At 65.0% G+C, this 17516-nt stretch carries 16 protein-coding genes; 7 read left to right on the top strand and 9 right to left on the bottom strand.

Annotated elements, in window-relative coordinates; translation table 11 throughout:
* The first annotated feature begins 209 nt into the window (after window positions 1-209).
* The 5 genes from alr (at window position 210) to ACTIFK_RS14955 (ending at window position 6259) form a co-directional block, all read left to right on the top strand.
* Window positions 210-1334 (top strand): alanine racemase, encoded by a 1125-nt coding sequence (alr, locus tag ACTIFK_RS14975; RefSeq protein ID WP_439543887.1) that lies wholly within the window; start codon window positions 210-212, stop codon window positions 1332-1334.
* The gene (radA, locus tag ACTIFK_RS14970; protein ID WP_439543886.1) at window positions 1335-2714 is read left to right on the top strand and encodes a DNA repair protein RadA; all 1380 of its coding nucleotides are present in this window, start codon (window positions 1335-1337) and stop codon (window positions 2712-2714) included.
* Between the two features lie 58 nt (window positions 2715-2772).
* Window positions 2773-3339, top strand: coding sequence for a CvpA family protein (locus ACTIFK_RS14965; RefSeq protein WP_439543885.1), 567 nt, complete (start codon window positions 2773-2775; stop codon window positions 3337-3339).
* Between the two features lie 237 nt (window positions 3340-3576).
* Window positions 3577-5013, top strand: a complete 1437-nt coding sequence (gene purF, locus ACTIFK_RS14960; protein ID WP_439543973.1) for an amidophosphoribosyltransferase — start codon at window positions 3577-3579, stop codon at window positions 5011-5013.
* A 484-nt stretch (window positions 5014-5497) separates the two neighbouring features.
* Window positions 5498-6259, top strand: coding sequence for an SDR family NAD(P)-dependent oxidoreductase (locus tag ACTIFK_RS14955; protein ID WP_439543884.1), 762 nt, complete (start codon window positions 5498-5500; stop codon window positions 6257-6259).
* A 137-nt stretch (window positions 6260-6396) separates the two neighbouring features.
* On the opposite strand, the gene ACTIFK_RS14950 is transcribed toward ACTIFK_RS14955, so the two are convergent.
* The 9 genes from ACTIFK_RS14950 to ACTIFK_RS14910 form a co-directional block, all read right to left on the bottom strand.
* Window positions 6397-6765 carry a GIY-YIG nuclease family protein gene (locus ACTIFK_RS14950; RefSeq protein ID WP_439543883.1) on the bottom strand — a complete coding sequence of 123 codons (369 nt, stop codon included), beginning with the start codon at window positions 6763-6765 and terminating at the stop codon, window positions 6397-6399.
* A gap of 65 nt (window positions 6766-6830) precedes the next feature.
* Entirely contained in the window at window positions 6831-7625 is a 795-nt protein-coding gene (locus ACTIFK_RS14945) for an MBL fold metallo-hydrolase (RefSeq protein WP_439543882.1), read from the bottom strand.
* Window positions 7622-8428: a TatD family hydrolase gene (locus ACTIFK_RS14940; protein WP_439543881.1), complete on the bottom strand. Its 807-nt coding sequence runs from the start codon at window positions 8426-8428 to the stop codon at window positions 7622-7624. The genes ACTIFK_RS14945 and ACTIFK_RS14940 overlap by 4 nt, the downstream gene beginning before the upstream one ends.
* Window positions 8429-8597: 169 nt before the next feature.
* The gene (gene metG / locus ACTIFK_RS14935) at window positions 8598-10220 is read right to left on the bottom strand and encodes a methionine--tRNA ligase (RefSeq protein ID WP_439543880.1); all 1623 of its coding nucleotides are present in this window, start codon (window positions 10218-10220) and stop codon (window positions 8598-8600) included.
* 78 nt (window positions 10221-10298) lie between these two features.
* Window positions 10299-11426 carry a DNA polymerase III subunit delta' gene (locus ACTIFK_RS14930; RefSeq protein WP_439543879.1) on the bottom strand — a complete coding sequence of 376 codons (1128 nt, stop codon included), beginning with the start codon at window positions 11424-11426 and terminating at the stop codon, window positions 10299-10301.
* A complete protein-coding gene (tmk, locus tag ACTIFK_RS14925; RefSeq protein WP_439543878.1) occupies window positions 11426-12055 on the bottom strand; it encodes a dTMP kinase in 630 nt (209 codons plus the stop codon). Before tmk ends, ACTIFK_RS14930 begins: the two co-directional genes overlap by 1 nt.
* A gap of 167 nt (window positions 12056-12222) precedes the next feature.
* Entirely contained in the window at window positions 12223-13437 is a 1215-nt protein-coding gene (locus ACTIFK_RS14920) for a D-alanyl-D-alanine carboxypeptidase family protein (protein ID WP_439543877.1), read from the bottom strand.
* A gap of 101 nt (window positions 13438-13538) precedes the next feature.
* The gene (locus tag ACTIFK_RS14915; RefSeq protein ID WP_439543876.1) at window positions 13539-14228 is read right to left on the bottom strand and encodes a hypothetical protein; all 690 of its coding nucleotides are present in this window, start codon (window positions 14226-14228) and stop codon (window positions 13539-13541) included.
* Window positions 14225-14401, bottom strand: a complete 177-nt coding sequence (locus tag ACTIFK_RS14910) for a hypothetical protein (RefSeq protein WP_439543875.1) — start codon at window positions 14399-14401, stop codon at window positions 14225-14227. Before ACTIFK_RS14910 ends, ACTIFK_RS14915 begins: the two co-directional genes overlap by 4 nt.
* Before the next feature lie 170 nt (window positions 14402-14571).
* Between ACTIFK_RS14910 and ACTIFK_RS14905 the strand changes: the two genes are divergently transcribed.
* Together ACTIFK_RS14905 and ACTIFK_RS14900 are read left to right on the top strand one after the other, a co-directional pair.
* On the top strand, window positions 14572-15978 hold the full coding sequence (locus ACTIFK_RS14905) for an alginate export family protein (RefSeq protein ID WP_439543874.1): 1407 nt from the start codon (window positions 14572-14574) through the stop codon (window positions 15976-15978).
* 58 nt (window positions 15979-16036) lie between these two features.
* Entirely contained in the window at window positions 16037-17329 is a 1293-nt protein-coding gene (locus tag ACTIFK_RS14900) for a serine hydrolase domain-containing protein (protein ID WP_439543873.1), read from the top strand.
* The last annotated feature ends 187 nt before the right edge of the window (window positions 17330-17516 follow it).

Here is a 17516-nt window from a genome sequence, read left to right as displayed (position 1 = left end):
CATCCGCGAGTTCCAGCTTCCCGAGCGGTGCGAGTGAGCAGTCGCGCCGAATTCCCCTCTCCCCGTCCTTACGGAGAGAGGGTCATGACAGAGCCATGCCTCCTGCATGAGGTGAGAGGCGGCCGCTTGCGCGGTGGCTTCCCTGCCCCTCACCCCGACCCTCTCCCCATTGCAAGGGCAATAGGGAGAGGGAGAAGCGCGGCCAAACCATGAGCGGGTTTGCGCTGCCGTCGGAGGCGACGGGTGTCATCACCGTCGATCTCGATGCCATCGCCGCCAACTGGCGCGCGCTTGCCGCGCTCGTGGCGCCGGCCGAATGCGGCGCGGTGGTCAAGGCGGACGCCTATGGGCTCGGCGCCGCGGAGGTCATCCCAGCGCTGGCAAAGGCCGGGTGCCGCACGTTCTTCGTCGCGACGGCAGAAGAAGCCTGCGCGGCGCGGGTGTGGGTGCCGGACGCGCGGCTGTTCGCGCTCGATGGTTTGCTGCCGGGATCGGCTCGGCTTTTGATTGCAGCCGACATTGCGCCTGTTCTGTCCGGTCTCGACGAGATCGAGGAATGGGGTGCGCTGTCGCGTGAGGCCGGGCGGCGTTTGCCGACTGCTCTGCATGTCGATTCCGGTCTCAATCGACTGGGATTGAGCGGCAGCGACGTGAAGCTTCTGGCCAACGCGCCTGAGCGCATCGGCGCGCTCGACGTTCGCCTCGTCATGAGCCATCTCGCGTGCGCCGACGATCCCGATCATCCCCTCAATGCGCGCCAGCGTGCCGCCTTCAACCGGCGCCGCGCGTCCCTCCCCGCGGCGCCCGCGAGCCTCGCGGCTTCGGATGGGCTGATGCTGGGAGCGCCGTTCCATTTCGATCTCGTGCGGCCGGGCTATGCGCTCTACGGCGGCCAGGCGTTTCGCGGCGGCGCGACGCCCGTCAATCCGGTCGTGACGGTCGCCGCGCGCATTCTTCAGGTTCGCACCGTCAAAGCCGGAGAGAGCGTCGGCTACTCCGGCACTTGGGTCGCCGCGCGGAAAACGCGGGTGGCCATCGTCGCGGCGGGATACGCGGACGGGATCGCGCGGGGCTTGAGCGCGTCATCAAAGAAAGCCGGTGGCGTCGTCATGGTCGCCGGCCAGCGCGCGCCGATCGTCGGGCGGGTTTCGATGGATCTGATTACGGTCGACGTCACCGATGTTTCGGGCGACGTGCGCCGCGGTGATCTCGCGATGCTCATCGGGCCGGGCCTTACTATCGAAGCGATGGGACGCGCGGCCGGCACCATCGGCTACGAGGTGCTGACGCGGTTGGGCGCGCGTTTTGCGCGCCGCTACGTCGGAGGGGCTTAGATGGCCAAGGCCGCAAAATCGAGTTTCGTCTGTCAGAGCTGCGGGGCGGTCGCCTCGCGCTGGGCGGGCAAGTGCGCCTCGTGCGGCGAATGGAACACCATCGCCGAAGAAGCAGGCTCGGCGGCAGCGCCGCCGGGATCGGGGATCGTTGGCGCAACCAAAGGCAAAGCGCTGCGCCTCGAAACGCTGGCTGGTGCACCCGAGGAAGCACCACGCTTTCTCACCGGCATGCCGGAGCTCGATCGCGTCACGGGCGGCGGCATCGTGCCGGGGTCCGTGCTGCTGATCGCGGGCGAGCCGGGCATCGGCAAATCGACGCTTCTGCTTCAACTCGCGGCAGCGCTGGGTCGAAGCGGGCGTCGGGCAATCTATTTTTCGGGCGAGGAAGCATCCGCCCAGGTGCGGCTGCGCGCGGCGCGGCTTGGTCTTGCCGACGCGCCGGTGGCGCTGGCCGCGGAAACGAGCCTCACCAACATTCTCGCGACCCTCGCCTCCGAGAAGCGCGCCGATCTCGTCGTCGTCGATTCGATCCAGACCCTGTGGTCCGACGCGCTCGAGGCCGCGCCCGGGTCCGTGAGCCAGGTCCGGGCCGCGACGCAATCGCTCGTTCGTTATGCGAAGACGGCCGGATGCGCGCTGCTGCTCGTCGGCCATGTGACGAAGGACGGCCAGATCGCAGGCCCGAAAGCCATCGAGCATGTCGTCGACACCGTGCTTTCGTTCGAGGGTGACCGGGGCCACAGCTATCGCATCCTGCGCGCGACCAAGAACCGGTTCGGCGCGACAGATGAAATCGGCGTGTTCGAGATGGTGGGCTCGGGCCTGCGCGAGGTGGCGAACCCGTCGGAGCTGTTCCTCGGCGAACGTGATGCGCACGCGCCCGGCACGGCGGTGTTCGCCGGCATGGAAGGGACGCGGCCAATCCTGGTCGAGATCCAGGCGCTGGTCGCGCCGTCAGGTCTCGGGATGCCGCGGCGCGCCGTGGTCGGCTGGGAGCAGAGCCGGCTCGCCATGCTGATCGCGGTGCTCGAAGCGCGATGCGGGGTCTCGTTCTCGCACCATGACGTTTACCTCAATGTCGCGGGCGGGCTGCGCATCGTCGAGCCGGCGGCCGATCTCGCGGCGGCGGCGGCGCTGCTGGCCTCGCTCGGCAACCGGACGCTGGACCCGAAGCAGATCTACTTTGGCGAGATCTCGCTGTCGGGCGCGGTGCGCGCAGCGCCGCACACCGGGCTGCGCCTCAAGGAAGCGGCGAAACTCGGGTTCGGCGAGGCCGTCATGCCGGCGGGCGGCGAAGCCGTAAGCGAGACCAACCGGCTCGAGCTGCGCCGGATCAGCCATCTCAAGGAGCTTGCGGAGGCGCTCGGCCCATGCGACTGAAACGACGGGGACTCTCAACCTTTCCGCTGTCGCTGACCTATCCGAGGAGCTTAGGGCCATGATCGGGCCGCTCACGTATCTCGACGCCGCCGTGCTGGCGATCTGCTTCATCTCTGCGCTGCTCGCGATGTACCGTGGGCTGACGCGCGAGCTGATGTCGATCCTGTCATGGATCGCGGCCGCTGGCGCGACGCTGTATTTCGTATTGAATTACAAGAAGGTGGCCGAAGACATGGCCGCCCAGATGGGCACTCAGGTGGCCGTGGCCCAGATCGCCATCGGCGCCGTGATCTTCCTGATCGTGCTCATCATCGTGCACCTGATCACGTCGCGAATCTCGGACGCGATTCTCGACAGCAGCGTCGGCATGATCGACCGCATCCTGGGCTTCGTCTTCGGGCTTGCGCGCGGCTTCCTGCTCGTCGTCATTCCCTATATGTTCTATGCGTCTTTCGTACCGGATGAGCAGAATCACCTGCCTTGGGTGCGCGATGGTCTGTCGACGCCGTATATCCGCTCGACGGGCAATGTGATCCGCGGGACGCTGGAAACCTATATGCCGACGTCGCTTTCGCAGCCGAAGGAAGAGCCGCCGCAGGAGCCGACTGAGCCGCCGGCGCAATAGCCCGCGACAGATACGCGACAGTTGCAACAAACCTCTTTAACGGTCCGGCGATTATCATATATTCCGCGCATGCAACGGCAGGGCAACTTCGGTCCCTTTGTGGCGTGCGGCAAGCACCCGTTGCGTGACACTTGCGTAGTCCAGTTGCGGCGGATGCTTTAGCGGGAGGCAGCCATGACGCACGACCGGTCGCTCGGAGACGAGCACGACCCTTTTCCGGATTTCGGCCTGTCTAAGATGGGCGACGACAGGCTGCGCGAGGAATGCGGGGTCTTCGGTGTTTTCGGGCACCCTGACGCGGCAGCCATCACAGCGCTCGGGCTGCACGCCCTGCAGCATCGCGGCCAGGAAGCGGCGGGCATCGTCTCCTACGACGGCCAGCAGTTCCATTCCGAACGGCACCTCGGTCTGGTCGGAGACAACTTCAACGATGCGGCCATCATTCACCGGCTGAAAGGCTCGATGGCCGTTGGTCACAACCGCTACTCCACCACCGGCGAACCGGCGCTGAAAAACGTCCAGCCGCTGTACGCCGATATCGACACCGGCGGCTTCGCGGTTGCGCACAACGGCAATCTCACCAACGCGCTCACGCTGCGCGAAGAGCTGATCAAGTCCGGCGCGATCTTTCCGTCCACCTCGGACACCGAGGTCATCCTCCATCTTCTCTCCCGCTCAAAGAAGCGCCGCATGGTCGAGCGCTTCGTCGAGGCAACGCGCCAGATCGAAGGCGCCTGGTCGCTCGTGGCGCTGACCAACGACATGATGATCGGCGCGCGCGATCCGATCGGGATCCGTCCGCTCGTCATCGGCCGGCTGGGCGACGCCTACGTGCTCGCTTCCGAGACGTGCGCGCTCGATATCGTCGGCGCGGAATTCCTGCGCGAGGTCGAGAACGGCGAAGTCGTGGTGATCACGGAAGCCGGGCTCGAAAGCCATCGCCCCTATCCGCGCCGCCCGGCGCGTCCTTGCATCTTCGAGTACATCTACTTCTCGCGCCCCGACAGCATCATCGGCGGGCGCTCGGTCTACGACGTACGCCAGCAGATGGGCGTGCAGCTCGCGCGCGAAGCACCGGCCGATGCCGACGTGATCGTGCCGATCCCGGACTCGGGCGTGCCGGCTGCCATCGGGTTCGCCCGTGAATCGGGGCTGCCGTTCGAACTCGGCATCATTCGCAATCACTACGTCGGACGCACGTTCATCGAGCCCTCGCAGCGCATCCGGCAGCTCGGCGTCAAGCTCAAGCACTCGGCCAACGCCGGTGTCATCCGCGGCAAGCGGATCGTGCTGATCGACGACAGCGTCGTGCGCGGCACCACGTCTAAGAAGATCGTACAGCTGATGTACGACGCGGGCGCACGCGAAGTGCATATGCGCATCTCCTCGCCGCCCATCACGCATTCCGACTTCTACGGCATCGATACGCCGAGCAAGACGGCGCTGCTGGCCGCAAACTACGATCTCGAAGGCATGCGCGCGTTCATGGGCGCGGACAGCCTCGCGTTCCTGTCGGTTGACGGCATCTATCGCGCGGTCGGCTACGAGGGCCGCGATGGGCGCGCGCCGCAGTTCACCGATCACTGCTTTACCGGTGAATACCCGACCGAACTCACCGACCAGAACGGCCAGGCCAGCACGCGTCAGTTGTCTCTGCTGGCGGAAGTGGGCTGACGTTTCCCGATCGGATTTTCGATCGGACGAGCTTGCCTGTTCGCCCTCCCCTTGACGGGGAGGGTCGCGCATCATGCTGAAGGCTTGATGCGCGGGGTGGGGTGAAGGTCTTCAAGCCCCGATAGTCGATTGCTCCAAGCTCATCCCCCCACCCCTTGCCCCTCCCCGCGTCGCCCATGCGAAGCATGGCTACGCCATGACGCGGAGCATGGCTTCGCCATGACGGGGAGGGGGAAAGTGCCATCACGCCCTAATCGCAAATGCCCCTGTTTCCCTTCGGACGTGTGTATCGGATCTCGCCGACGCCCGGCGACGGCCCGAGCGCTGGCGGTCTTTGGCCGCACGCCCGCGCGCGGGTCGGGCGTCGATGCGCCGCTCCCGATGGCGTATTGGAAACTAAGAGGCAAAGCCGGGCTTCTCTCCGATGCCCTTCCGCGCTTACAGTCCTCCCAGCCGGCTTCACTCACCAGTCCCAAAGGCTCCAATGGCACCCCGCGCCCGTTTTCAGGATCGCATTGCGCTCGTCACTGGCGCGTCCCGGGGCCTGGGACGTTCGATGGCGGTCGCGCTCGCGCGCGAAGGCGCACACGTCATCATTACGGCGCGCACCGGCGGGTCGCTCGAAGACGTGGACGACGAAATCCGCGCGGCGGGTGGAAAGGCCACCATCCTCCGCCTCGATCTTCGCGCGGGCGATCGCGTGGACCAACTCGGCCCGCTTCTCTTTCAGCGCTGGCGCAAGCTCGACATCCTGGTCGCGGCGGCCGGCATTCTCGGCCCGCTCTCGCCCCTGCCGCACATCAGCGCCGACGCCTGGCAAAGCGTGTTCGACATCAACGTACATGCGAACTGGCGGTTGATCCGCACGCTCGATCCGCTGCTCAAGCTGTCAGATGCGGGGCGCGCGCTGTTCGTCACCTCGGATGCGGCCCAAGCCGAGACCGCCTATTGGGGACCGTTCGCGGCATCGAAGGCGGCGCTCGAAGCGCTCGGCAAGACGTATGCGCAGGAAGTGGTCAACACGCCCGTGCGCGTCTCGCTACTGGACCCGGGCCCGATGCGGACCGGCCTGCGTGCCAAGGCGTTTCCGGGCGAAGATAAGGCGCACCTCGCCGAGCCCGACGCGGTCGCCGCGTTCGCGCTTCCCCTGCTGCTGGCGTCCGCCACCGAGAACGGCGCGGTGGTGCGCTATCGCGCGGCGACGGGATCGGCCGCCAAGCCGGTCGCCGCCGGCACCGATGCTTAGTTTCGGCGTGGCTGGATCCTGGCCTTCGCCAGGATGACGTTGAGCGCCTTCGCCAGGATGACGTTGAGCAGGAACGCTACGATCGCCCATCCGCTTCGTCACCCTGACGTAGGTCAGGGTCCAGTTCCATTTCAGTCTTAAGACGTTTCTCGCAATAGCCGTACAGCGTCAGCCGGTGCGTAATGTATTTCGCCACTGGTTTCGTCGAACAGATTGAGCCACTCCGGGTTCGACTGCTCAATAAGCCTGATCTTCCATTTGCGACGCCAGACCCTCAGCTGCTTCTCTCGACGGATTGCATCGGTCATTATCGGGTGCATTTCGTAATAGACGAGCCTCTTGACGCCATATGTTTTTGTGAAGCCATCGATCAAGCCTTGCGTGTGTTCGGCCATGCGCTTGTGGAGGCTGCTTGTGACCCCAACATAGATCGTCCCGAGCGGCCTGCTTGCAAGAATGTAAACGCACGGGTGTTTCATCGCGCTCACGCGGTAGCTGTCTTCCACCAGACGTTGGAGCGTTAAGAGATCCGTCGCTCGGCAGATCGTCAACAGACAACCGGCTTAGGCCGTCAAAGTTCGATGACCATGTTGTCGTAGGCGGGCTCGATGTGCGCCGGAAGGTTGCGCTTCAGCGTGTCGTAGTCGAGTTCACCCGTCATGTGGGTCAGCACGGCGCGCTTGGCCTTGAGGCGTTCGATATGGGCGAGCGCTTCCTTGAGCGAAAAGTGGCTCGGATGCGGTTCATGGCGTAGCGCGTCGACGATCCAGAGATCGAGATTTTCCAGCAGCGGCAGCGAATCCAGCGGCAGCGCGGAGACGTCCGGCGAATAGGCGACGTTGCCGAAGCGGAACGCCATCGTTTCGATGTCGCCGTGGAACTGGCGGATGGGGAGCGCGTCGATCGGACCGCCCGGCCCGTCCACGCGGACGGTCTCACCATGCGTCAGGAGGCGCGGCACGAGGATCGGCGGATAGGTCGATCCCTCCGGCTGCACGAAGCAATACGCGAAGCGCGTGATGAGGCTTTCCTGCGTGGGCCCGTCGAAATAGCACGGCACGCGCTTTTTCATGGCGTACGCGACCATGCGCAGATCGTCGATGCCGTGCGTGTGGTCGGCGTGGTCGTGCGTGAACAGCACGGCGTCGAGCGCTTCGGCGCGCACGCTCAGCAACTGTTCGCGCAGGTCCGGCGGGGTATCGATCAGCACGCTCGTCACGCCACCCGGGCCGCGGCGCTCCACCAGCAGCGCGCAACGGCGGCGGCGATTCTTGGGGTTCGACGGGTCGCACTTGCCCCACATGGCGCCGATGCGCGGCACGCCGCCCGATGAGCCGCAGCCGAGGATGGTGAAGCGCATGCTCATGAGCGGGCGGGCTCCGTCAAAGCCGGACGCCGCGCCTTCGTGTAGAGCCTGAAAAAGTTGTCGGTGGTCGTTTGCGCGATCTCCGCGGCCGAGACGCCGCGAATATGCGCCAGCGCGGCCGCCGTATGCACGACATAGGCCGGTTCGTTGGTCTTGCCGCGAAAGGGAACCGGGGCCAGGAACGGCGCGTCGGTTTCGACGAGCACGCGATCGGCCGGTACATTGCGCGCGATCTCCTGCAGGGCTTCCGTTTTCTTAAAGCTGATGACGCCGGTGAACGAGACGTAGAGGCCGAGCTCGACGGCGCGGCGCGCCAGCTCGGGGCCGCCAGTGTAGCAGTGGAGCACGCCGGGGAACGGCCCGTTGGTTTTGTGTTCGTCCTCGATGAGGGCGAGCGTATCGGCGTCCGCGTCGCGCGTGTGGATTTCGAGCGGCAATCCGGTTTCGCGCGCGGCGGCGATGTGCGCGCGGAAGCCTTCAGCCTGCGCCTCGGGGCTCGCTTTCTTATAGTAGTAGTCGAGGCCCGCTTCGCCGATGGCCACGACCTTGGGATGGTGCGAGAGGCGGACGATCTCGCTGGCGGGGATGCCGCGCTCCTCGTCGGCATTGTGCGGATGCGTGCCGACCGAACACCACACGTCGTCGTAGCGCTCGGCGATGGCGCGGATCCGATCGAACTTCCGGATGCGCGTGGAGATCGTCACCATCGTGCCCACGCCCGCCGCTTTCGCACGCGCGACCACGCCGTCAAGATCGGGTGCAAACTCCGGGAAGTCGAGGTGGCAGTGATGATCAACAAGCATCCTTGGCTCCGCCGTACTTCGCCTCTCCCCTTGGGGAGAGGCCGGTAGAGATCGCTAGATCGCTACCGGGTGTGGGGGCGCTGTGAACGCGACCACCGCTATCTTCTGTCTCGTCCAAGCCCCCTCACCCTAACCCTCTCCCCAGGGGGAGAGGGAAAAGAGCGCATGGCTAAGTCGCGCCTTGTTTGCCACCCTTTTTGGGCTTGGAGAGCGGCACTGCGGACGCCTTAGCCGCTTCCTCCGGATCGACATAGCGCGGAAAAACGCCTTGCGGCTCGGGGATCGGCGTGCCCGGTACGAGACGTCCCGCTTGCCCAAGCTTCGTGAAGGCGCGCTCATCGGCGCCCGTGCCGGGCAAGATAAGGTCGAGCAGCTTTGCGGTCAGTTCCGGCATTACCGGCTGGGCCAGGATGGCGAACTGGCGCACGATTTCCGCCGTCACATAAAGAACAGTCTCCATGCGCTTCGGATCGGTCTTCTTCTTCGCCCACGGCTCTTCTGAGGCGAAATAGCGGTTGGCGTCCGCGATCACGCTCCAGACGGCGTCGAGGTAGCGGGTGACGGCCTGCTTATCCATGGCGGCGCGGACTTCGGCATAGAGCGCGTCGGTTGCGCTCAAGATGGCGGTGTCCTCGGCGGTATACTCACCGGGCTCCGGGATCTTGCCGTCGCAGTTCTTGAAGATCATCGACAGCGAGCGCTGCGCGAGATTGCCGAGGTTGTTGGCGAGATCGGCGTTGATGCGGTTGGCGATCGCCTCCTGCGAATAGTTGCCGTCATGGCCGAACATGACTTCGCGCAGGAAGAAGTAGCGCACCTGATCGCGGCCGTAAGCGCGCACAAGGTCGAACGGATCGACGACATTGCCGACCGACTTGGACATCTTCTCGCCTTTGCTCAGCACGAACCCGTGCGAGAAAATCCGCTTCGGTAATTCGATGCCTGCCGACATCAGGAAGGCGGGCCAGTAGACGGCATGAAAGCGCACGATGTCCTTGCCGATGACGTGCACGTCGGCGGGCCAAAAATCTGCGCGTGCACCCTTCGGTGTGTTCAGGAGGCCAGTGGCGGTGATGTAGTTGGTGAGGGCGTCCACCCACACGTACATGACGTGACTGGGGGCGCCGGGAACCGGAATGCCCCAGTCGAGCGTCGAGCGCGAGATCGAGAGATCCTCGAGCCCGCCCTTGACGAAGCTGACGACCTCGTTGCGGCGCTCGGGCGGCAGGATGAAATCCGGGTTGGCCTCATAGTGGGCGAGCAAGCGCTCCTCATAGGCCGACAGGCGGAAGAAGAAAGTTTCCTCTTCCGTCCATTCGACGGGCGTGCCGGTCGGCGTGGCGTAGCGCGCGCCATCCTCGCGCACTTCCGTCTCGGCTTCCTTGTAGTAGGTCTCGTCGCGGACCGAGTACCAGCCGCCGTACTTCTTCGAGAAGATGTCGCCGGCGGCGTCCATGCGCCGCCAGATTTCCGCGCACGCCTCGTAGTGGCGCTCTTCCGTCGTTCGGATGAAGTCGTCGTGCGAAAGACCGAGCAGCTCCGCCATCTCGATGAAGCGCGCCGCATTGCGGTCGGCGAGCGCGCGGGGCGTCAGGCCTTCCTTGGCGGCCGTCTGCTTCATCTTGAGGCCGTGCTCGTCCGTGCCGGTCAGGAAGAAGACGTCGCGGCCGTCGAGGCGTTCGAAGCGGGCGATGGCGTCGGTGGCGATCGCCTCGTAGGCGTGGCCGATGTGCGGCGCGCCATTCGGATAAGAGATCGCGGTGGTGATGTAGAATTTCTCTCGACCGCTCATGCTGCCTCGTAGGGACCTCGTTGGGATCGCGCTCTCGCCAGACAATCTCGTCTAGCGATCTGGCCGCCGGGCGCGGCCTCAACCTCGTGAGGCGGCGTCGAGCTTCGAAAAGACATTCAGGATCAGAGCCTTCCGGTCGAGGTTCAGTGCCTCGGCATCGGCCTTCTCCGCGGCCACTCTTTCCCACAAGCCGGCCCAGGTGGCAAGCCGCTGCGGGCCGATGAGCCGGCTGGCCCGGACAATCTCCGCCTGGGTGCCCTGCCCACGCGCCTCGACGCTGACAAGCCGGGCGATGGCATCCATCAGCAGCTCGAAAAACAGCTGATAACGCTGCTCGGCCGCCTGGCCCGACAGTTCGTCGCCGAGGGTATGCACGGCGCCCCAGTCGATCTGCGGCAGACCGTCCAGGATCTTGATGATCCGCTCGTGCAGCGCCAGCCCCTTGGCGGCATGCAGCGAGAGGACGCGGCGCACACTGCCGCCCGAGAGGGCCGCCAAGCGCTCCCATTCGGAAGGTTGCGGGGCGGCGCTCGCCACCTCCTCATTGCTCGCCGCGAAGGCTTGGCTTACGGCGCGCCGCAGCGGCTCTTCCTCGAGCGCCGCGAGGTCCAACATGCGCACGCGCGACCGCAGCGTGACGAGCAGCCGGCCGGGCGCCGAGGAGATCAGCAGAAATATCGTGCGGGGCGGCGGCTCTTCGAGCGATTTCAGCAGGGCGTTGGCGGCCGACACGTTGAGCTCGTCGGCGCGGTCGACGATGACGACGCGCCAGGCGCCGTCCTCGCCGGTCCGGCCGAGGAAGGTCTTGAGACGGCGAACCTCGTCGACCGGGATGGACGCGGGAAAGCGTTTGGCCTTGATGTCGTAGGCGCGCCGAATGACGAGCAGGCCCGGATGCGACAGGGCAAGGATCTGGCGTGCGGCGCGCGTCTCCATGCCGACATCGAGCGAATCCGATTGGCGTTCGCCCGGCTCGGCCAGGGCATGGCGCGCGAAGCGATACGCGAGCGTCGCCTTGCCGATACCCTCCGGGCCTGCGATCAGCCAGCCGTGATGCATGCGGCCGGACTCGAATGCAGACTGCAGCGTTCGCTCGGCGGGTTCGTGGCCATAAAGGCGCGGCGTGGCGCGCGGGTGCGCGAAGCCGTCGAGACGGTCGGCCTCGGGAAATTCCTCGATCTCGTGGAGAGCGGGCGCGCGAGCCATCAGGTCCGCGCCCCGGCGACGAAGCGCGTGGAGAGCGTGCGCCAGATGTCGGCCGCGATCTCGTCAGCCGTGCGGCCGCCGTCCATGAGCACGCAGCGCTCGGGCTCGGCTTCGGCGGCTTGGCGGAACGCGTCGCGCAGCTTGATGTGGTAGCTCGCGTGCTCGGCATCGAAACGCGTCAGCGCGCCTCGGGCTTCGGTGCGCTTCAAGCCTTCCTCGGCCGGGACGTCGAGCACGAAGGTCAGGTCGGGGAACGTCGGCGCGACGGAGTGCATTTCGATCGCGCCGATGAGGTCGCCGGGCACGCCGCCGAGGAGGCCCTGGTAGACGCGCGTCGAGTCGATGAAGCGATCACAGAGGACCCATGTCCCGTGTTTCAAGGCGGGGCGGATCACCTTGGCCACGTGCTCGGCGCGGGCGGCGGCAAACAGCAAAAGCTCCGTCACCGGTTCGGGAGACGCGCCCAGCACGACCTCGCGAATGCTTTCGCCGAGCGGCGTGCCGCCCGGTTCGCGCGTGATGACGGTTTCGATGCCGCCGGCGCGCAGGCGCTCGGCCAAACGGGCGACCTGGGTGGTCTTGCCCGCCCCCTCGCCGCCTTCGAATGTGATGAATTTTCCACGTGTCATTTTCGGCCTTTCTGGGGGCGGACACTAGTGGCAGATCCGGCCGGATGGAAGGTGCGTGCGGACGCATCGCGCCCGCCGTGGCCTTTGCGCCAGACGCACGCGTGGCCGTCCGCATGTTTCGGCGGGTTTTGGGCTGTACCACATCGCGATCTACAGGGCGTCTGCCCTCAGGGTGACGCCGTGCGCCGCAGGGACGGGACAACACGCAAAGCGAGGTGCAAGAGAGAATCGACGCCGCGCCAGACGAAGCTCGCCTCGTCGACGTCCTGCTCGGCATAGAGAGGCGTCTCGCTGACGGCGATCGGTTCGCTGCTGCCGGGCGCCGTGCTCGTGACCCGGAACATGGCCACCTGATCGCCCTTGCGGACGGGCGGCTTCAACGGGCCCTCGTAGACGATCTCGCCGCGGATCTTTTGGTTCACCGGGTATTTGGGCAGGATCACTTCGAGATCGCCCTCGCCGCCCAGCGGGACATAGAAATCGCTGCCGCCCCAGACCCGCGCATAACCGATGGCCTCACCGGCATTGAACAGCTTGGCGCGCGATACGCTCTTGGCGCCCCACTCCAGCATGCGCTGGGTTTCCGACTTGCGCTCTTTTTCGTTCGGCAATCCGGCCATGACGCCAATCAGGCGGCGGCCGTCGTTCATCGAGGACACCACGATGCCGTAGCCGGCCTCTTTCGTGTGGCCGGTCTTCATGCCGTCGACGCCGAGGTTTTCCTCTCGCAGCAGCGGGTTGCGGTTGTAGAACTTGTGCTTGCGGTACTGGAATTCGCGCTGGCCGAAGATCTTGTAGTACTCCGGGTACTCCTTGATGAGATACCGCGCGAGCAGGGTCAGTTCGCGCGCCGTCATCAGGTGTTCGGGATGATGCAGGCCTGTCGGATTGCGAAACGTCGACTTCTTGAGACCGATGCGCCGGGCCTCCGCCTCCATCATCGTCGCAAACTTGTCCACCGAGCCGGCCATGTTTTCCGCGACCGTGATGCACGCGTCGTTGCCGGACTGGACGATGATGCCCTGGATCAACTCGCTGATCGGCGTCGAGGTGTTGATCGGAATGAACATCGCCGAAGTGCCGGACGGGGCGCCGCCCGTGCGCCAGGCGTTCTCGCTCGTTTTGAATTCGTCCTCGGGCTTGTACTTGCCGTCCTTCAAGGCCTTGAACAGCACCGCGAGCGTCATGAGCTTGCTCATGCTCGCTGGCGGGATCAACTGGTCGGCCGCTTTCTGGAAGATGATCGAGCCCGACGCGTAATCCATCAGGATGGCGTTCGGCGCGGTCGTCGTGAAGCCACCGGACTGCTGTGCGCGCGCAGCCGGGACAAGCGCCAGCAGAAAGCCAGCGAATGCGGCGGCGATCGTCAACTTGCGGTGCATGAACTGAGGAATCCTCGCGCCGGGCGGCCGATGGGGCGAACTATGGCCCGGCGCGGCTCTAAGTCAATGCGGTCCGTCTCCTAATCCGGAGTGGAGTTGGCCTAATCCGAAGCCGTGTTGCTGGACGTCTGCCAGTCCTTCGCATGCATGAAGATCGTGCCGCTCTCGAAGGCCCGGGCATCGTAGAACGGCAGCACGCGCTCGAACGAGACCGAGATGGGTTTCGGCTCCTGCTTCAGGCCGAGACCGTTCGATCCCTCCGCGGGCGTCAGGGTGAGCTTGAACTCGTAGGGTCCGACCTCGCGGATAATCTGTTCGGGCTTCTCTTCCTCGCCGCGGGTGTAGAACAGAATCGAGTCCGTGCGGCTCGAACGGCCTTCGAGCGCGATCGGGGCGAAGCCCGTGAAACTCTTCGTGCGGGCGCGCTCCATGGACCAGACGCCGAACTCGGCGGCATAGAAGTGCTTCGTCTGCTTGGTTCGCGGGTCGGTGACGGCGAGGTCCATGTGCAGGATGGTACCGGATTGGGCGCCATCGTTCGCGATCGTGACCGGGATCGAGATCATCTCGAAGTTCGTGTTCTGATAGGGAGCGGCGTAGTAAATAACTCGCGGCACGTAGGCGCGCAGATCGGCGCTTTTGAGCGACGTATCCCACAGGCTGTAGGCCGAAAACAGGACTGCGAGCGCCGAGAGCACCGTCGCTCCCAGCCCACCATGAAAGTGCCTCGCATTGTCCGTGGTGATCTCCGTGGCGTCCTGCTGGATTTCGCCGATTCTGAGTTTGGTCATTCTCGTCCCTCCCACTCAACCCCATTGGCACCCCATTTGCCGATGCCCAAAAGGCTCACCAATCCGGCAATGGTGTGGCCCCGCGCTGTAGCGAAAATGTCTTTTGGCATCGCTTCTGCGTCGATTCCACCGAAGAAGCTGGCGTCGCGGATTGACATCCGGGCGGCAGCCATCAAGCTCTCGTACAGGGGTACGAAGGCGACGATGCTTGGCGTGTCTCGATCTCACACGGTTTCTTGATGGTTGGACGCGGTCCGGAGGGTAGCGAATGGTCGCGGGTTCGCGATACGCGATTGCCCCGATACCGACAAGTCGCCACCGGCTGGCGGTTGCAGAAGCCGCCTTGCTCGTCACCCTTGTGTTGGCTCCCTACCCGGCACATGCCCAAGACCCGATGCGTCTCTACGGCACTGGCGGGCTGAGTGTCCGAGCGCATATCGAAGCCGGCGTGAATGCCGTGGCCGAACAGCAATTGTTCTGGGATCTGGCCAGCGTAACAACGCCGCCGGCGATTTTCGAGCCCAACAAGAATTGGCTGGAGAGCTACGTCAAACCCGGCATCAGCTTTTCCGCGCCGCTTGGCAACGGCCTGATGGCTTATGGCAAGCTTTCCGCCGTGACATCCGGAACCCGCGGATTTGATGCCTTTGAATCCGGCGACACCGCGCAGACGACTTTCGAAGAGGGTTATCTCGGTTTGCGCTCCGCCGATTCCGGTGAGCCTTCCGTGGATTTTTCCGTCGGCCCGCGGGAATTCAAGGCCGGCACCGGAATGCTGCTCGCCAACGGTGGAACCAGCGGTTTCGAGCGCGGCGCGCTCAAGCTCGGTCCGCGCAAAGCCTGGGAGTTCGCCGCTCTTGGACGTGCCCGCTCCAATGCCGTTTCCGCTACGGCATTTTACATCGATCCCAATGAAGTCCCGAGCAGCAATACGTTCACGGAGATCGCCGGCGCCGACGTTCGCTACGATGGCTCGCGAGGCGCGTTCGCGGGGGTGACCGTTGCGCACGTGCTGGATTCGTCGGCTCCCTATCCGAAGGCCGCACCGGGAGGGATAGGGCCGCCGAGCCTGATTGCGAACGGCCGAGCCGGGCTGAGTTTTATCAATCTCTACTTGCGCACCAATCCATTTGCGGACGGCGTTCTCGAGCCCTTATTCGTCGGAGCCGATTTCGCTTATGAATGGAACCCGAGCGTCGATCTCCAGGCCTGGGGCGGTCGCATCCAAATCGGCTACACCTTCGCGCACACCCCTTGGAAGCCGACGCTAACCTATTCGTACCAGACATTTTCCGGCGACGATCCTTCGACACCCGAGCTCGAGCGTTTCGACCCCCTCTATTTCGAGGGGACGCCGAGCTCCTGGTCGACTGGATCGAAGTCGTCGATGGTGTTCATCAACTCCAACGTCAACGCGCACCAATTGAGCCTGAGCGTCACGCCAACGGCGGACGATACGCTGACGCTGCGCTATTCCTCCATCAACGCCAATGAAATGCTAAGCCCATTGCAATTCGGACAGGCCACCCGTCTCGTCGTTGTGGGCGACAACGCCTTCTTGATCACCGGGGTCACAAGCCCGCATCTCGCAGACGACGTTTTTCTCGAATACATTCGCAAGCTGAACCCCAATACCTACCTGACCGGCGGCTTGAGCTTTTCATCCCCCGGGCCGGGCATCGCCTCGATCGGCGATGCGACGCCGCCCACGTGGACAGGAGGTTTCGTCAATGTCGTGGTCAGTTTCTGAGGGTGCCGCGGTTTCGGACCTGGGCACCAAAAGATCGCACGCATGTGCGCTGGCACCAATGTTTGTCATCGCTTTCGGCGCACTCGCGGGACCTGCGACCGCCGGGGCCGAGGACGCCGCGGCGTTGTCGGCCGAAGCCTCCGATCCGCGCACACTTGGATGGATGACCGGCTTCCCGCCGCCAGCCGACAAGATCATCCGGTTTACCGACAGCGATTACTTCAGCTTCCCCAAATTGCGCTGGACCGTCTGCCATTTCCGTCAGCTCATGCCGACAATCGGAGTGCGCCGCGGGCTGGGCGATCCCTTGCCGTTCAAGCGCAACATCGACGCGTCGATCGACAACGTCACCTTCACTCCACTCGGCGGCGGCACCGAGATGACATGGCGTGCCTCACTCGCCGCGAACTACACCGACGGCATCGTCATCCTTCATGACGGCGTGATCGTCTATGAGCGATATGCCGGGTGCCTCGACGAAGGCGGCCAACATGGCGCGATGTCGGTCACCAAATCGCTCACCGGGCTGCTGGGAGAGATGCTCGTCGCGGACGGTGCGATCGACGAAACCGCGAAGGTCGGTACGATCGTGCCCGAATTGGCCAAGAGCGCGTTCGGCGACGCGACGGTCCGGCAGGTGCTCGATATGACGACCGGGCTGCGTTACAGCGAGGACTACGCGGATCCGAAGGCCGACGTCTGGGTCTACGGCGCCGCGGGCAATCCGTTGCCCAAACCGGCCGACTATGCCGGCCCGCGCAGCTATTTCGAATATTTGGAAACCGTCCAGAAGAGCGGCGAGCACGGCGCGGCCTTCGGCTACAAGACCATCAACACGGATGCGCTCGGCTGGGTTATCGCGAGAGTGACCGGAAAATCCGTCGCGGACCTGTTGTCGGAGCGGATCTGGAGCAAGATGGGCGCCGAGCAGGACGCCTACTACACGGTCGATTCCATCGGCACGCCCTTCGCGGGAGGTGGCCTCAACGCCGGCCTGCGCGACCTGTCCCGGATCGGACTGCTGCTGCTCGATGACGGCGTCATCAACGGCCGCCGCCTGGTGCCCCAAGCGGCGATCGCGCGCATTCGGGCCGGGGGCGACACGGAGCTGTTCAAGAAGGCGGGCTACGGCCTGCTCAAGGGATGGAGCTACCGCGGCATGTGGTGGGTGTCCCACAACGAGCACGGCGCCTTCATGGCGCGCGGCGTGCACGGCCAGGCGATTTATATCGACCCGAAAGCCCGCATGGTTATCGCCCGGTTCTCGTCGCATCCCCAGGCTGGGAACGCCGCCAACGATCCCACCTCCCTGCCCGCCTACGACGCCGTGGCCAAGCACCTGATGAAATGAGCGTTAGGGCCGACCATCTTTAGAGAGAATGGGTGGTCAATTCAGAGGGGGGGCCAAGCTCGCGCCGGCCGCCCTCAGGCCCAGGCGGCCCGTGCCCGCTCCCGGGGGGGGTGGGTAGGCTGGCCTTACCCACCCGAGTAGGACGATGTGCTGCGCGAGCGGGTCGTTGCCCGGGGGTGGGGGGGTC

Source organism: Hyphomicrobium sp. (assembly GCF_051860585.1).
Classification (GTDB): domain Bacteria; phylum Pseudomonadota; class Alphaproteobacteria; order Rhizobiales; family Hyphomicrobiaceae; genus Hyphomicrobium_C.
Note: the sequence above shows the minus strand (reverse complement) of the source record. Positions and strands in the feature narration are given on the sequence as shown.

What these genes read in the sequence shown, in the direction of transcription:
- alr (WP_439543887.1), top strand. Translation starts at nt 210, where the DNA reads ATGAGCGGGTTTGCGCTGCCGTCGGAGGCGACGGGTGTCATCACCGTC.
- radA (WP_439543886.1), top strand. Translation starts at nt 1,335, where the DNA reads ATGGCCAAGGCCGCAAAATCGAGTTTCGTCTGTCAGAGCTGCGGGGCG.
- ACTIFK_RS14965 (WP_439543885.1), top strand. Translation starts at nt 2,773, where the DNA reads ATGATCGGGCCGCTCACGTATCTCGACGCCGCCGTGCTGGCGATCTGC.
- purF (WP_439543973.1), top strand. Translation starts at nt 3,577, where the DNA reads ATGGGCGACGACAGGCTGCGCGAGGAATGCGGGGTCTTCGGTGTTTTC.
- ACTIFK_RS14955 (WP_439543884.1), top strand. Translation starts at nt 5,498, where the DNA reads ATGGCACCCCGCGCCCGTTTTCAGGATCGCATTGCGCTCGTCACTGGC.
- ACTIFK_RS14945 (WP_439543882.1), bottom strand. Translation starts at nt 7,625, where the DNA reads ATGAGCATGCGCTTCACCATCCTCGGCTGCGGCTCATCGGGCGGCGTG.
- ACTIFK_RS14940 (WP_439543881.1), bottom strand. Translation starts at nt 8,428, where the DNA reads ATGCTTGTTGATCATCACTGCCACCTCGACTTCCCGGAGTTTGCACCC.
- metG (WP_439543880.1), bottom strand. Translation starts at nt 10,220, where the DNA reads ATGAGCGGTCGAGAGAAATTCTACATCACCACCGCGATCTCTTATCCG.
- ACTIFK_RS14930 (WP_439543879.1), bottom strand. Translation starts at nt 11,426, where the DNA reads ATGGCTCGCGCGCCCGCTCTCCACGAGATCGAGGAATTTCCCGAGGCC.
- tmk (WP_439543878.1), bottom strand. Translation starts at nt 12,055, where the DNA reads ATGACACGTGGAAAATTCATCACATTCGAAGGCGGCGAGGGGGCGGGC.
- ACTIFK_RS14920 (WP_439543877.1), bottom strand. Translation starts at nt 13,437, where the DNA reads ATGCACCGCAAGTTGACGATCGCCGCCGCATTCGCTGGCTTTCTGCTG.
- ACTIFK_RS14915 (WP_439543876.1), bottom strand. Translation starts at nt 14,228, where the DNA reads ATGACCAAACTCAGAATCGGCGAAATCCAGCAGGACGCCACGGAGATC.
- ACTIFK_RS14910 (WP_439543875.1), bottom strand. Translation starts at nt 14,401, where the DNA reads ATGGCTGCCGCCCGGATGTCAATCCGCGACGCCAGCTTCTTCGGTGGA.
- ACTIFK_RS14900 (WP_439543873.1), top strand. Translation starts at nt 16,037, where the DNA reads ATGTTTGTCATCGCTTTCGGCGCACTCGCGGGACCTGCGACCGCCGGG.